General features: G+C 73.9%; 13 protein-coding genes. 2 read left to right on the plus strand and 11 right to left on the minus strand.

All coding sequences use genetic code 11. The features are described from left to right. Positions 1 to 50: 50 nt before the first annotated feature. Entirely contained in the window at positions 51 to 791 is a 741-nt protein-coding gene (locus ACIHAA_RS11130; protein ID WP_399815602.1) for a GntR family transcriptional regulator, read from the plus strand. Between the two features lie 138 nt (positions 792 to 929). Here the strand turns inward: ACIHAA_RS11130 and ACIHAA_RS11135 are convergent, their stop codons facing one another. The 7 genes from ACIHAA_RS11135 to fmt all read right to left on the minus strand — a co-directional run bounded on the left by ACIHAA_RS11135 (position 930) and on the right by fmt (position 7,963). After that, complete coding sequence (locus ACIHAA_RS11135) at positions 930 to 1,382, minus strand: Lrp/AsnC family transcriptional regulator (RefSeq protein ID WP_399815604.1); 453 nt, start codon at positions 1,380 to 1,382, stop codon at positions 930 to 932. Between the two features lie 205 nt (positions 1,383 to 1,587). Next, on the minus strand, positions 1,588 to 3,030 hold the full coding sequence (locus tag ACIHAA_RS11140; RefSeq protein ID WP_399816118.1) for a GuaB1 family IMP dehydrogenase-related protein: 1,443 nt from the start codon (positions 3,028 to 3,030) through the stop codon (positions 1,588 to 1,590). 130 nt (positions 3,031 to 3,160) lie between these two features. After that, a complete protein-coding gene (locus ACIHAA_RS11145) occupies positions 3,161 to 3,490 on the minus strand; it encodes a barstar family protein (RefSeq protein WP_399815605.1) in 330 nt (109 codons plus the stop codon). A 147-nt stretch (positions 3,491 to 3,637) separates the two neighbouring features. Beyond that, entirely contained in the window at positions 3,638 to 4,681 is a 1,044-nt protein-coding gene (locus ACIHAA_RS11150; RefSeq protein WP_399816120.1) for a sugar-binding transcriptional regulator, read from the minus strand. A 78-nt stretch (positions 4,682 to 4,759) separates the two neighbouring features. Continuing rightward, positions 4,760 to 5,446 (minus strand): ribulose-phosphate 3-epimerase, encoded by a 687-nt coding sequence (gene rpe / locus ACIHAA_RS11155; protein ID WP_399815607.1) that lies wholly within the window; start codon positions 5,444 to 5,446, stop codon positions 4,760 to 4,762. Between the two features lie 88 nt (positions 5,447 to 5,534). After that, a complete protein-coding gene (locus ACIHAA_RS11160) occupies positions 5,535 to 6,953 on the minus strand; it encodes an RsmB/NOP family class I SAM-dependent RNA methyltransferase (RefSeq protein ID WP_399815609.1) in 1,419 nt (472 codons plus the stop codon). Positions 6,954 to 7,030: 77 nt separating this feature from the next. Beyond that, positions 7,031 to 7,963: a methionyl-tRNA formyltransferase gene (fmt, locus tag ACIHAA_RS11165; RefSeq protein WP_399815610.1), complete on the minus strand. Its 933-nt coding sequence runs from the start codon at positions 7,961 to 7,963 to the stop codon at positions 7,031 to 7,033. A 299-nt stretch (positions 7,964 to 8,262) separates the two neighbouring features. Here fmt and ACIHAA_RS11170 point away from each other — a divergent pair, with 299 nt between their 5' ends. Then, positions 8,263 to 8,814, plus strand: a complete 552-nt coding sequence (locus tag ACIHAA_RS11170; protein ID WP_399815612.1) for a hypothetical protein — start codon at positions 8,263 to 8,265, stop codon at positions 8,812 to 8,814. Positions 8,815 to 9,096: 282 nt separating this feature from the next. On the opposite strand, the gene ACIHAA_RS11175 is transcribed toward ACIHAA_RS11170, so the two are convergent. The 4 genes from ACIHAA_RS11175 to rpoZ all read right to left on the minus strand — a co-directional run bounded on the left by ACIHAA_RS11175 (position 9,097) and on the right by rpoZ (position 14,467). Next, positions 9,097 to 11,259: a primosomal protein N' gene (locus tag ACIHAA_RS11175; RefSeq protein ID WP_399815614.1), complete on the minus strand. Its 2,163-nt coding sequence runs from the start codon at positions 11,257 to 11,259 to the stop codon at positions 9,097 to 9,099. A 118-nt stretch (positions 11,260 to 11,377) separates the two neighbouring features. After that, on the minus strand, positions 11,378 to 12,586 hold the full coding sequence (gene metK, locus ACIHAA_RS11180; protein ID WP_399815615.1) for a methionine adenosyltransferase: 1,209 nt from the start codon (positions 12,584 to 12,586) through the stop codon (positions 11,378 to 11,380). Between the two features lie 252 nt (positions 12,587 to 12,838). Next, positions 12,839 to 14,041: a bifunctional phosphopantothenoylcysteine decarboxylase/phosphopantothenate--cysteine ligase CoaBC gene (gene coaBC / locus ACIHAA_RS11185; protein ID WP_399815617.1), complete on the minus strand. Its 1,203-nt coding sequence runs from the start codon at positions 14,039 to 14,041 to the stop codon at positions 12,839 to 12,841. 153 nt (positions 14,042 to 14,194) lie between these two features. After that, on the minus strand, positions 14,195 to 14,467 hold the full coding sequence (gene rpoZ, locus ACIHAA_RS11190) for a DNA-directed RNA polymerase subunit omega (RefSeq protein ID WP_005319902.1): 273 nt from the start codon (positions 14,465 to 14,467) through the stop codon (positions 14,195 to 14,197). Positions 14,468 to 14,491: the final 24 nt, after the last annotated feature.

Raw genomic sequence — 14,491 nt, forward strand, 5'->3', positions numbered from 1 at the left:
CTCGATTAGGCTGGCCCCTCTGTGAACAGCAGCCGACTCTGAGGGGAAGCATGGCGGCGCGACACGAGGAGATCGCCGACGCACTGCGGCGGGCGATCGACCGCGAGGAGTACACGGTGGGCAGCCTGCTGCCCACGGAGTCGGATCTCGCGGCCCACTACGGCGTCTCGCGCGGCACCGTCCGCCAGGCGGTCGCGGCCCTGACCGCCGAGGGACTCATCGGCTCCCGGCAGGGCGCCCGGCGGGTGGTCCTGGCCAGCCGCCGCAGCCAGAGCTTCGCCGAGCTGCGCAGTTTCGCCCAGTGGGCCCGCGCCATGGGCCGCGAGGCGACCGGCCGGGTGGTGGCCCAGGGGTACCGCCCGGCGACCCAGGAGGACGCGGTACGGCTCCATCTGCCCGAACGCACCCCGGTGCTGCATGTACTGCGGGTACGGGGGCTGGACGGTGAGCCGGTGCTCCTTGAGCGCACGGTCTACGCCGACTGGATCTCCCCCGCGGCGGAGGCCGTCGAGCCGGACTGCCCCTCCGTCACCCAGCGGCTGTTCGAGCAGACGGGTCTGGTGTTCGCCTACGGGGAACACCTCATCGACGCCGTCGCGGCGGGCGCCCAGGACGCCGAGCTGCTCGGGGTCCGCCGGGCGGGCCCCCTGCTGCGGGTCCGCCGGGTGACGACCACCCGCGAGGGACGCCCGGTGGAGTGGTCGGACGACCGCTACCGCTCGGACGCCGTGAGCTTCAGCGTGCACAACTCGATCGGGAACAACGCCCTCGCCCGCAAGACCGCGGACTGACCACGGACTGGACGGGCCCACAAACGCCGGTGCCGCCCTGGCGGGGGCGGCACCGGTCACTTCTCCGGCCACCGGCCGGACTCGACGGGGGTCCCTGGGCCGCGGCTCGGACCGGCTCGGGCCGCGGCTCGGGTCGGCTCAGGTGGGCGACCCCGACGAGAACCGCCGCAGCAGCGGCGACAGCACGAGCACCGACTTGGTGCGCTCCACGAACGGCTCGCCCGCGATCCGCTCCAGCACCCGCTCGAAGTGGCGCATGTCGGCGGCGAAGACCTGGGCGATCGCATCCGCCTCTCCGGTCACGGTGGAGGCGGCCACGACCTCCTGGTACCGCTCAAGACCCCGCTGGATGGTCTCCGGGGAGGTGTTGCGGCGGCAGTAGATCTCGACGAACCCCTCGGTCTCCCAGCCCAGCGCCCCCGGGTCCACCCGCACGGTGAAGCCGGTGATCGCGCCGGTGGCGCGCAGCCGGTCCACCCGCCGCTTCACGGCGGGCGCGGACAGGCCGACCATCTGCCCGATGTCCGCGTAGGAGCGGCGGGCGTCTTCGGCGAGGGCGTGGACGATGCGTTCGTCGAGGTCGTTCAGCAAGGCGGGTGGTTCACTTCTCTGCGGTGTCGTGCGGGTGCCGCGGGCTCCGCGGCGGCCTGCCGGGAGCATCGGCGGCCTCTACACGAAGTAGAACACGAGCCCGACGCCCCCAGGACACCGCAGACCACGAGGTCCGGGGCCCTGCACGGGCCCAGGGGCCCGGAGGGCACCCGCACACCCCACCACCCGGGTGACGGCCCCCGGCTCAGCTCCAGCTGGCGTGCAGGGGCTTGCCCTCCGCGTAGCCCGCCGCGCTCTGGACGCCGACGACCGCGCGCTCGGCGAACTCCTCCAGGGAGCCCGCGCCCGCGTAGGTGCAGGAGGAGCGGACACCCGCGATGATCGAGTCGATCAGGTCCTCCACCCCCGGGCGTGCCGGGTCGAGGAACATCCGGGAGGTCGAGATGCCCTCCTCGAACAGCGCCTTGCGGGCCCGGTCGTACGACGACTCGTCCGAGGTGCGGTTGCGGACGGCGCGCGCCGACGCCATGCCGAAGGACTCCTTGTAGAGGCGGCCGCCCGCGTCCTGCTGGAGGTCGCCCGGGGACTCGTAGGTGCCCGCGAACCACGAGCCGACCATCACGTTGGACGCACCGGCCGCCAGCGCCATGGCCACATCGCGCGGGTGGCGGACACCGCCGTCGGCCCACACGTGCTTGCCGTACTTCCGCGCCTCGGCCGCGCACTCCAGGACCGCCGAGAACTGGGGCCGGCCGACGCCGGTCATCATCCGGGTGGTGCACATGGCGCCGGGGCCCACGCCGACCTTGATGATGTCGGCACCGGCCTCGATCAGATCGCGCACGCCCTCGGCGGCGACGATGTTGCCCGCCGCCAGCGGCACCTGCGGGTCCAGCGCCCGGACGGCCCTGATCGCGGCGATCATCGACTCCTGGTGGCCATGCGCCGTGTCGATCACCAGGGTGTCCACGCCCGCGTCGAGCAGCTGCTTGGCCTTGCCCGTCACATCGCCGTTGATGCCGACGGCGGCGGCGATGCGCAGCCTGCCGCCCGCGTCGGTGGCCGGGGTGTAGAGCGTGGCCCGCAGGGCGCCCTTGCGGGTGAGGATGCCGGCGAGCCTGCCGTCCTCGTCCACGGCCGGCGCGTACCGGCGGTTGGCGCCGTCGAGGATGTGGAACGCCTCGCGCGGATCGATACCGGCGTCGAGCAGCAGCAGGTCCTTGGACATGACCACTTCGAGCTGGGTGAAGCGGTCCACTCCGGAGAGGTCCGCGTCGGTCACCACGCCGATCGGCCGGTGCTCGGCGTCGACGACCACGCCCGCGTTGTGCGCCCGCTTGGACAGCAGGGCCAGGGCGTCGGCGACGGTCTGGTGCGGGGCGAGCACGATCGGGGTGTCGAGCACCAGGTGGCGGCTCTTGACCCAGGAGACGACATCGGTGACGACGTCGATCGGGATGTCCTGCGGAATGACGACCAGTCCGCCCCGCCGGGCCACCGTCTCCGCCATGCGGCGGCCGGCGATCGCGGTCATGTTGGCGACGACGAGGGGGATGGTGGTACCCGTGCCGTCCGGGGAGGTGAGGTCCACGGCCTGGCGGGAGCCCACCGCGGAGCGGCTCGGCACCATGAAGACGTCGTCGTACGTCAGGTCGTAGGCGGGCCGGATGTCATTGAGGAAACGCACGTGCTGCACATCCCAGTCGATCAGAGGCGGCCCCCGGACAGGTCTGCCAGGGGGAAGAGCACGTACTTCATTGTCCCATGACAGGGGTCGCCAGGTCCCCGGACGGATCATCCAGCCAGGTCGGAGGGGGTTAGTGGGATGCTCCAAGGGCGAGTGCCACGGTGAGTTCCGGTGTGCCCTCCACGGCGTCGGAGAAGACCCCCTCGGCGATCCGCCACTCCTCCGGCCGCGCCCCGGCGTAGGCCCGCCAGCCCCGGACGACGAGCAGCAGGCCCCGCTCCGCGGCGCCGGACGGCCAGACGGTGAGGTCCGTGAGGGAGTCGGCGAGGGCGTCCCAGTTGCGGCCGAACCACGGGGGAAGGTCCAGGGCGACCGCGATCCGCTCCATCAAGGCGGCCTTGTCGGCGACGCCGTCCAGATCCAGCGCGACCACCAGGGGGCCCATGGGCTCGTCGGTCATCGGACACCGCCTCCGGACGCGGATCGTGGTGGTGGTCGGTGCGGTGGACCGCCGTACCGCGGCCCGCCGGTGCGCCGGGCCGCGGTACGGCCGACGCAGGGCGGCGGGCCGGACGGCAGCGGCTCGCCGGACGGGCGGCCGGCCCGCTCAGGGGCCGTCCGGGTCGGCCCGGTGCAGGGCCGGGGTGGGCGTCGGTCCGGCCGTCATCAGGCCGTCTGCCGCCGCGGTGTCCGTCACCAGGCTGGTGACGAGCCCGGAGCGCAGCACCGCGTCGATGGCGGCCGCCTTCCGCTGGCCGCCCGCGATCGCGACGACCTCGGGAATCCGCCGCAGCTGGTCCGCCTTGACCGTGATGCAACGTTCCCCCAGGTCCCGCCCGACCCGGCGGCCCTCGGCGTCGAAGAGGAGCGCCGACATCTCTGCGGCGACACCGAGGGAGGCGTAGTGCGCCCGCTCCTCGTCGCTCAGCATGTCGTGCACCGTCGAGATGCCCGGCTCCCAGGAACCGATGGAGACGCACGCGACCGTGACCTTGTCGAAGTACTCGAAGGCGCGGGCGATCCCGGTCTGGTTGCGCAGCGCGGCCGCGGTGGCCGCGTCCGGCAGCAGCATCGGCGCGTAGATGGGATGCGCGTCCCCGCCGGAGACCTGGGCGGCACGGCGGACGGCCTCCACCGAGCCGCGCTCGGCGGTCCCGGCGTCGTACACGCCCGTCAGCTGCACCACCGTGCACGGCGGCAGCCGGTCCAGGGCGGCCGCCATGTGGATGGTCGACCGGCCCCAGGCGAGCCCCAGCACATCCCCCTCGGTCACCAGCTCGCCGAGCAGGTCGGCGGCCACCTCTCCGAGGTTCTCGGGGTCGGGCGACTCCTCGGCCTCGGCCGGGGACTCCACCACGACGGCATGCCTGAGGCCGTAGCGGGCACGCAGCGCGTCCGAGCGCTCCGCGTCCAGCTCGGCCGGCACCCGGATCTCGATCCGTACGAGGTCCCGTTCGAGGGCGGTCTCCAGGACCCGGGCCACCTTGAAGCGGCTGACGCCGAACTCCTCAGCAATCTGGATCTTCGACTTGCCCTCAAGATAGAAGCGACGGGCCATGGCCGCCGCCTGCACCAGCTCAGCGGGTCCCATCCGCATGGCTGACCGGCCCGCCGACATACCCGACACGGCCATCTCCTCACTGCTGTTCACACTGTGCATTCGCCGCTCATCCTTGCAGATCCGGCGGATTCGATCAGCCCGGACGGTCGGCGTTCAGGTTCCGTTGGTTCAGTCGTCGCACGCCCAGGACGCCCGGGCGGTCGCCGCCTCGGCCTGGGAGCGCAGTGCGCGGACCGCCGCGGCCGGGTCGGCCGCGCCGTAGACCGCCGAGCCGGCCACGAAGACGTCCGCCCCGGCCTCCGCGCAGCGCTCGATGGTGGAGGCGGAGACTCCGCCGTCGACCTGGAGCCACAGTTCCAGGCCGTGCTTGCTGATCAGCTCACGGGTGCGGCGGATCTTCGGCAGCATGATGTCGAGGAACGCCTGCCCGCCGAAGCCCGGCTCCACCGTCATGATCAGCAGCATGTCCAGCTCGGGCAGCAGGTCCTCGTACGGCTCGATGGGCGTCGCGGGCTTGAGGGCCATGGACGCCCGGGCGCCCTTGGCCCGGATCTCCCGGGCGAGCCGCACGGGGGCGGCGGCCGCCTCCGCGTGGAAGGTGACCGACCCGGCACCCGCCTCGACGTACTGGGGCGCCCACCGATCGGCGTCCTCGATCATCAGATGGCAGTCCAGCGGGGTGTCCGTCGCCCGTGCCAGGGACTCTACGACCGGCACGCCGAGCGTGAGGTTCGGGACGAAGTGGTTGTCCATCACGTCCACGTGGAGCCAGTCGGCTCCCTGCACGGCCTTCGCCTCCTCGGCGAGGCGGGCGAAGTCTGCGGACAGGATGCTGGGGTTGATCTGCACGGCCATGACCCAAGACTGCCATGCCCGGCGCCGGTTGCCCTCCCCGGTCCGCGCCTTGGATTCCCGGGGCCCGGCGACGGGCCCCGGGTCCGGGTCAGGCGGTGCGGCGGATCAGCGCCAGATACATCGCGTCGGTGCCGTGCCGGTGCGGCCACAGCTGGATGTCGGGGCCCTCGCCGAGGTCGGGAACGCCGGGCAACAGCGGCCGGGCGTCGATGAGTTCGGCGTCCCGGTGCTGCTTGAGGACGTCGTCGACCACGGCCCGGGTCTCGGCCAGGTGCGGGGAGCAGGTGGCGTAGCCGACGACGCCCCCGACGCGTACGGACTCCAGGGCGGTCCGCAGCAGGGCCCGCTGGAGGGGCGCGAAGCCGTCGAGGTCCTCCGGGCGGCGGCGCCAGCGGGCCTCCGGGCGGCGGCGCAGCGCGCCGAGCCCCGTGCAGGGCACATCCATCAGGACCCGGTCGAAGACGCCGGGGCGCCACGGGGGACGGGTGCCGTCGGCGGTGATCACCTGGTAGGGCCCCGGGTTCCCGGCGAGGGAGCGGGCCACCAGACCGGCCCGGTGGGGCTGCTTCTCGGAGGCGAGCAGCGTGGCACCGCGCTGGGCGGCGAGGGCGGCGAGCAGGGCGGCCTTGCCGCCGGGTCCGGCACAGCCGTCGAGCCAGCGCTCGTCGGGACCGTCGAGGGGCGCGTTGGCGAGGGCCAGGGCGACCAGCTGACTGCCCTCGTCCTGGACGCCCGCGCGGCCCTCCCGCACGGCCTCGACGGCCCCGGGGTCGCCGCCCTCGGCCAGCCGGACGGCGTACGGCGACCAGTGGCCCGCCACCGCGGCCTCCTCACGGAGCAGTTCCTCGGCGGTGGCACGACCGGGCCGGGCCACGAGGGTCACCTCGGGCCGCTCGTTGTCGGCCCGGAGCAGCTCCTCGATCCCGGCGCGGCCGCCGCCCAGGGAGTCCCACAGGGCGGAGACGACCCAGCGGGGGTGGGAGTGCACGACCGCGAGATGGTCCTCGGGGTCCTCGTCGTAGGGCGGCGCGACCCGCTCCAGCCAGCCGTCGAGGTCATGGGCGGCGACCTTGCGCAGCACGGCGTTGACGAACTTGGCCCGTCCGTCGCCGAGCACGACCCGGGCCAGCTCCACCGTGGCGGAGACGGCGGCGTGGCTCGGGATCCGCGTCCCGAGCAGCTGGTGCGCGCCGAGGCTCAGCACATCGAGCACGGGCGGGTCGACCTCGCGCAGCGGCCGGTCGACACAGGCGGCGATGACCGCGTCGTAGGTGCCCTGCCGCCGCAGCGTGCCGTACACCAGCTCGGTGGCGAGTGCCGCGTCCCGCGCGTCCAGTTCGCCCTTCTCTCGCCCGGTGCGCAGCAGCGGCGGCAGCACGAGGTTCGCGTAGGCGTCCCGCTCGTCGACGGCTCGCAGCGCGTCGAAGGCGAGGATGCGGACGGGGTCTTTCTTCGGCCGGCGGTAGGGCTTGCCTGGCGTGCGGGGACGACGGGACTGGTCGCTCACGTAAAAGGTGCTCCGGGTAGGGGACGACATGCGTTTTCCCAGCGTACGTCCCGATCGGTGACGGGCGGGCCGGGAGGTCAGCCGCCGAGGGACTCCGCGGCGCCGATGCGCGCGCCCCGGGCCCAGTCGGCGGCCCGCATCGGCTTCTTGCCCTGGGCCTGCACCCACACCAGCTCGACGGCGTAGGACCCGGTGCCGACGTGCACGGTGTTCTTCCCGGCCGCGAGGTGCCCGGGGGCGAGGTCGGTGAGCTCGGGCGCGGGCAGGACCTGGATCAGCTTGAGGCGCTCGCCGCGGAAGGTGGTCCAGGCGCCCGGCGCGGGCGTGCAGCCCCGCACCACACGGTCGACGCGGAGTGCGGGCGCGGCCCAGTCCACCTGGGCGTCCTCGACGGTGATCTTGGGTGCGAGGCTGACACCGTCGGCGGGCTGCGGCACGGCCTTGAGGGTGCCGTCCTCGATGCCGTCCATGGTGGCGGCGAGCAGTCCGGAACCGGCGAAGGCGAGCCGGGTGAGCAGGTCGCCGCTGGTGTCGGTGGGGCGGATCTGCTCGGTGACGGTGCCGTAGACGGGCCCGGAGTCGAGGCCTTCCTCGATGAGGAAGGTGGAGGCGCCGGTGATCCCGTCGCCCGCCATCAGAGAGTGCTGCACGGGGGCGGCGCCGCGCCAGGCGGGCAGCAGCGAGAAGTGCAGGTTGACCCAGCCGTGGACGGGAATGTCGAGGGCCACCCGGGGCAGCAGCGCCCCGTAGGCGACGACGGGGCAGCAGTCGGGGGCGATCTCCCGAAGGCGCGTCAGGAAGTCCTCGTCGCGGGGCCGGTTCGGCTTCAGGACCTCGATCCCCGCCTCCTCCGCCCGCTCGGCGACGGGGCTGGCGACGAGCCTGCGGCCGCGGCCCGCCGGTGCGTCGGGCCGCGTGACGACGGCCGCCACCTCGTGCCGCCCGGACGCGAGCAGGGCGTCCAGCGCGGGGACGGCGACCTCGGGGGTACCTGCGAAGACAAGCCTCATGGGTGGGTGACGGCCTCTCGGGCGGGAGTCGGGTCGGGGCCGGGCGACTGCGGCGGGCCGAGGCGCACGGATGGCGCACCAGTCTATGGGGGGCCGTGCCGCCAACAGCGCGAAGGGCGCCCTGACGCAGGGCGAATGCCTCTCGCAGCGCACACCACCGAGGGGGGCGTACGTCCGTCTCACTTACGCCCCCGCACCGTGACCAGAGCCACGTACGCGCGTTGGTCAAGAAAGAGTTGACCACAACGGGCCGCGAGCGCGGCCCGATTCCTTTCAACGCCGGTTCGAGAGGCTTGTTCATGGCCGACCACGCAACCCACGACGCCCAGGCCCGGGCCAGCCTGCACTTGCTGGTGCGGGACATCGAGCGGGTCCGCCGGCAGGTGGACGCTTTGCGCACCCTCACCGCCCAGTTGGGCAATGTCTACCGCCCGCGCCGCTCCGGCCCGTCCACGGGCTTCGTCGTCTACGGCCGTGCCCCCGCGCCGACCGTCCGCCTCGCCCAGGAGCTGCGGGACAGCGTCGAAACCCTGGTCACGGCGGCCGTGGACTTCGACCGCTCGCTCGGCTTCTCGTGGGACGCCGTGGGCTCCGCACTCGGCGTCACCAAGCAGGCGGTGCACCGCCGTTACGGCGCCCGCCGGGCCGCGGCGCAGACGGCGGCGGCCGCCCAGACGGCGCCCGAGCCCGAGCGTGCGCCGGAGCCCGCAGCCCCCCGCGCGCTCAGCCTGGGGACCGGCATCCCCACGGTGCCCGCGGCCCGTTCCATGCCGACCCAGCCCACCGCGGGCAGCCCCGTCCTCCGTGACGAGGTGAGGCCGACGGCCTTCCCCGGCCCCCGCAACGGCTGAAGACCACCCCCGCCCGCCTCCCGGCCGCCCCTCCACCCCGGCCCGGCCGGGAGGCCGCACGACTGCCACCCCCGGCCCGGCCGGGAGGCCGCACGACTGCCCCGCCGTAGCCCCCGGGCCCCCAGCAGCCCCCGCACGGGCCCCCGAGGTCCCTGCCAGGCACCCCGACCCCCGAGGGCCCGGCAAGGCCCCGTATGCGCCCTGAGAGGGCCTGTGGCCCGCCCCGAGGGGGCCGCCGGACGTACCCGCACCCCGCGGCCGGGCCAAGGGGCCACGCCCCCGTTACCCGATGTCCAGCGGGTCGATGCGGATCCGTACCGTCTCGCCCGTGCCGGTGCCCGCGCGGGCCATGCGGGCCGCCAGTGCCGTCTTCAGGGCGGCGGCCAGTGCCGCGCCGCTGCCGGGAGGCACCCGGACGAGTGCCCGCTCCCAGTGCTCCCCCGCCCCGGGGCCCCCGGCCCGCCGCGGCCGTCCGGCATCGGTGCCCGGCAGGGGCACGGGTCCGAGCACCTCCGCGTCCTGTGGCAGGCCCGCCCCGGCGAGGAAGCCGGTGACCGCCTCGGCGGGCCCGGACACCGCCGCCATCCGCGAGACGGGCGGGAATCCCAGCTCGGCGCGCTCGGCCAGCTCCCGTACCGCATGTCCCACGGGGTCCCAGCGGACGAGCGCCTGCACGGGCCGCAGGGTCGGCTCGGCGACGATCACCACGGTCCCGCCCGCCGACTGCGGCCTGACCAGCGCGCCCGCGCCGATCCAGCGCCGCAGCGCCTCCTCGCCCGCCCGCAGATCCGGCCGACCGAGCATGGCCCAGCCGTCGAGCAGCAGCGCGGCCGCGTACCCGCCCTCCGCCACCGGTTCGGCGCCCGGGGTGCTGACCACCAGCGCGGGGGCGTCCGGGACGGTGTCCAGCACCTGCTCCCGCCCCGAGGTCCGCACCGGCACGGCCGGGAACGCCCGCCCCAGCTCCTCGGCGGTCCGCCGGGCGCCCACGACCTGGGCCCGCAGCCGGAAGCCGCCGCACTCCGGGCAGTGCCAGCCGCTCTCCTCGCGCCCGCACCAGCCGCACCGCAGTTCCCCGGCGTCCTGGGCGGCCAGCGGCCCGGCGCAGTGCCGGCAGCGGGCGGGCGCGCGGCAGTGGGCGCAGGCCAGCCGGGGGACATAGCCCCGCCGGGGCACCTGCACCAGCACCGGCCCGTGCCGCAGCCCCTCCCGCAGAACCTCCCAGGCGAGCGTCGGCAGCCGGGCCGCCCTGGCCGCACCGTCCCGCGCCAGCTCGTGGTCCCCCACGGTGCGCACCAGCGGCGCGGCGGCCCGCACCCGCTCGCGGTCGGCGGCCAGCGGTGCCGCCCAGCCGCTCTCCACGAGCTGTGCGGCCTCCACGGTGCAGCCCCAGCCGCCCAGCAGAAAGGCGCAGCGGTCGCGTGTCGCCCGCAGCTCCAGCACCTCGCGGACATGCGGGAAGGGGGCGTTGTCGTCGCTGTGCGCGGGGTCCCCGTCGTCCCAGATCACGACCAGGCCGAGGTCCCGCACCGGCGCGAACATGGCCGCCCGGGTCCCGACGACGGCCCGTACGGTGCCACGCCGTATCGCGAGCCACTCCCGGTACCGCCGTTCCTGCCCGGCGTCGGCGGTCAGCAGCGCGTGGTGCCCCTCCCCCAGCAGCGCCCGCAGTGCGGCGTCGACCCGTCCGGCGGGCCGCCCCGCGGGCACGACGACCAGGGCGCCCCGGCCCGAGGCCAGCGTGGCCTGCACGGCCCGTGCGATCTCGTCCGCCCACTCCGGTCCGGGCAGCGCGGTCCACACCGCCCGCGGTGCGCCGCCCGCGGCCAGGGAGCGCAGGAACTCCGGTCCCCGGCCGTACCGCTGCCAGGTCCCGGGGGCCGGCGCGGCGGGCGGGGCGGGCAGCGGCCCGGGCTCCGCGGCCTCGGCGCGGGCGTGCCGTGGCGGCACGGCGAGCTGGAGCACGTCGGCGAGACTGCCCGCGTAGCGGTCGGCGACGGCGCGGGCGAGGTCCAGCAGCTCGGGTGAGAGGACGGGCTCCGGGGAGACGACCTGGGCGAGTGCCGCGAGGGGGCCGCTGTAGTCGGACTCGGCCACCCGCTCGACCAGGAAGCCGTCGATGAGGCCCCCGCCCTCGCGGCGCCCCTCGCGCACCGTGCGCGCACCGGCCCCGAACCGCACCCGGACCCGGACCCCGGGCCGGGCCACGGCGTCCAGTTCCCTGGGCACGGCGTAGTCGAAGTACCGGTCCAGATGCAGGACGCCCTTGTCCACCAGGACGCGCGCGACGGGCAGCTCCTCGGCCACCGCGGCCCCGCGCCAGGTGCGCGGCTTCGCCCGGGGCTCCTTGGCCTTGCGCACGGCCTCACGGATCAGCGCAAGCTGCTCGGGCGGCGCGGCGTCCTCTCCGCCCGTCCCCTGCTGCTGCCCGTTCCCGCTGCTCACGCCTGCATTCTTACCAAACCCCACGGACATCGGCGCCGGACCTGGGAAGACGCCGGGAGCACGCCCGAGGCCCGGCTCCCTGGACAGGGTGCCGGGCCTCGGTGACGGATGGGGAGGGCTACAGCCCTGCCGCCTCGCGCAGCTCGTCCACGCGGTCGGTGCGCTCCCAGGTGAAGTCGGCCAGCTCACGGCCGAAGTGGCCGTAGGCGGCGGTCTGGGCGTAGATCGGGCGGAGCAGGTCGAGGTCGCGGATGATCGCGGCCGGGCGGAGGTCGAAGACCTTGCCGATCGCGTGCTCGATCTTCTCCGGGTCGGCCTTGGCCGTACCGAAGGTCTCCACGAAGAGACCGACCGGCTCGGCCTTGCCGATCGCGTACGCGACCTGGACCTCGCAGCGGGAGGCCAGGCCCGCCGCCACGACGTTCTTGGCGACCCAGCGCATGGCGTACGCGGCCGAACGGTCCACCTTGGACGGGTCCTTGCCGGAGAAGGCGCCGCCGCCGTGGCGGGCCATGCCGCCGTAGGTGTCGATGATGATCTTGCGGCCGGTCAGGCCCGCGTCGCCCATCGGGCCGCCGATCTCGAACCGGCCGGTGGGGTTGACCAGCAGGCGGTAGCCCTCGGTCTCCAGCTTGATGCCCTCGTCCAGCAGGGCCTTCAGCTCCGGCTCCACGACGAACTCGCGGATGTCCGGGGCGAGCAGCGACTCCAGGTCGATGTCGCTCGCGTGCTGCGAGGAGATGACCACGGTGTCCAGACGGACCGCCTTGTCACCGTCGTACTCGATGGTGACCTGGGTCTTCCCGTCCGGACGCAGGTAGGGGATGGTGCCGTTCTTGCGGACGTCCGACAGGCGCTTCGACAGGCGGTGCGCCAGGAAGATCGGCAGCGGCATCAGCGTCGGGGTCTCGTCCGTGGCGTAGCCGAACATCAGACCCTGGTCGCCCGCGCCCTGGCGGTCCAGCTCGTCCTCGTCGCCCTCGACACGGTTCTCGTAGGCCGTGTCCACACCCTGCGCGATGTCCGGGGACTGCGCGCCGATCGACACCGAGACGCCGCAGGAGGCGCCGTCGAAGCCCTTCTTCGACGAGTCGTAGCCGATCTCGAGGATCTTGTTGCGCACCAGCGTCGCGATGTCCGCGTACGCCTTGGTCGTGACCTCACCGGCCACATGCACCAGGCCGGTCGTGATCAGCGTCTCCACGGCGACCCGGGAACTCGGGTCCTCGCGCAGAAGCGCATCGAGAATGGTGTCGCTGATCTGGTCAGCGATCTTGTCGGGGTGGCCCTCGGTCACGGACTCCGAGGTGAACAGGCGACGGGACACAACGCTCCCTGGGGTTGCAGCGGCTGCTGGCTGATCATGGGCGGACGGGACGGGGGCTGCGCCCGGCGTCGTCCGAGAACAGTTTATCGGTCGCGCTCGGCCACCGGCCCACCTGTCTCGCCTCTCGGGAGCGCTGTGGCCTGCGGCACGGGCATTCTGCCCAATGCCGCGCGCTCTTTTCCAGGGCCGCCACGCCCGAATGTGGCGAGGTTCCCACCGTCCGTCGGCGGAACGAGGCGTTCAGGAATGCTTTTAGGACAGACGGCGCACCACCAGGTCCCAGACGGTGTCGGCGAGTGCCTCCTTGGGCCCGTACGGCACGGGTGTTTCACTGCCGTCGGCTCCCAGCACAACCGCCTCGTTCTCCTCGGAACCGAAGGTCTTGCGCTCCCCCACCTCGTTCACCACGAGCAGGTCGCAGCCCTTGCGTGCCAGCTTGGCGCGCCCGTTCACGAGCACGTTGTCCGTTTCGGCGGCGAAGCCGACGACGACCTGGCCGGGGCGGGCCCGGTCGGCCGAGATCTCGGCGAGGATGTCCGGATTCCTGACCAGGGCCAGCGGCTCCGGTTCCTGGCCGTCCTGCTTCTTGATCTTCCCGGAGGCGTAGGCGGCCGGACGGAAGTCCGCCACCGCGGCCGCCATCACCACGGCGTCCGCGTCCGCGGCCGCCTTCAGCACCGCCTCGCGGAGCTGCACGGCCGTGCCGACCCGCACCACGTCCACCCCGGCCGGGTCGGGAAGGCCCGTGTTGGCGGCGACGAGGGTGACGCGGGCGCCCCGGGCGGCGGCCGTGCGCGCCAGGGCGTACCCCTGCTTCCCGGAGGAGCGGTTGCCGAGGAAGCGGACCGGGTCCAGGGGCTCCCGGGTGCCGCCCGCGCTGACGACCACATGGCGGTCCCCGAGGTCAGGGCCGCCCACGCCCCGGGCCAGCACCCGGCGGCAGACCTCGAAGACCTCAGCGGGGTCGGGCAGCCGCCCCTTGCCGGTGTCGACGCCGGTCAGGCGGCCCACGGCGGGTTCGATCACGAGTGCGCCGCGGCGGCGCAGGGTGGCCACGTTCTCCTGGGTGGCGGGGTGCTCCCACATCTCCGTGTGCATCGCGGGGGCGAAGACAACGGGGCAGCGGGCCGTGAGCAGGGTGTTGGTCAGCAGGTCGTCGGCGAGGCCGTGGGCCGCCTTGGCGAGCATGTCGGCTGTCGCGGGGGCCACGACGACCAGGTCGGCCTGCTGGCCGATGCGGACGTGCGGCACCTGGTGGACCTCGTCCCAGACCTCGGTGGAGACCGGGTGGCCGGAGAGCGCCGACCAGGTCGCGGCGCCGACGAAGTGCAGCGCGGAGGCGGTCGGCACCACCCGCACGTCGTGGCCGGACTCGGTCAGTCTGCGCAGCAGCTCGCACGCCTTGTAGGCGGCGATACCGCCGCTGACCCCCAGAACGACCTTGGGCTTGTCCACCGTCTCTCCCCGGACTCGGATGTGTTCATCCTCATGCTGCATCACCACGGGGGACGACCCCCGCCCCCCGAGCAGACCACAGGCCCGGCAGGAGTGCTGCCGGGCCTGTGGACAAAACTGTCGCGGGATGCCTGTATGACATTCCGCACGCGGTTACTGCGCCGGACCCTCGATGGCCTCGGAGGTCAGCAGACCGGCGTTGATCTCGCGCAGGGCGATCGAGAGCGGCTTCTCGTGGACGTGGGTGTCGACGAGAGGACCGACGTACTCGAGGAGGCCCTCACCGAGCTGCGAGTAGTACGCGTTGATCTGACGGGCACGCTTGGCGGCGTAGATCACCAGACTGTACTTCGAGTCGGTGGCCTCGAGGAGCTCGTCGATCGGCGGGTTGATGATGCCCTCGGGCGCGGTGATGGAAGAGGACACGCTCTGCCTTCCGAAAGATGGGGA

The sequence above is a fragment of the Streptomyces sp. NPDC052040 genome (assembly GCF_044548405.1).
Lineage (GTDB): Bacteria > Actinomycetota > Actinomycetes > Streptomycetales > Streptomycetaceae > Streptomyces.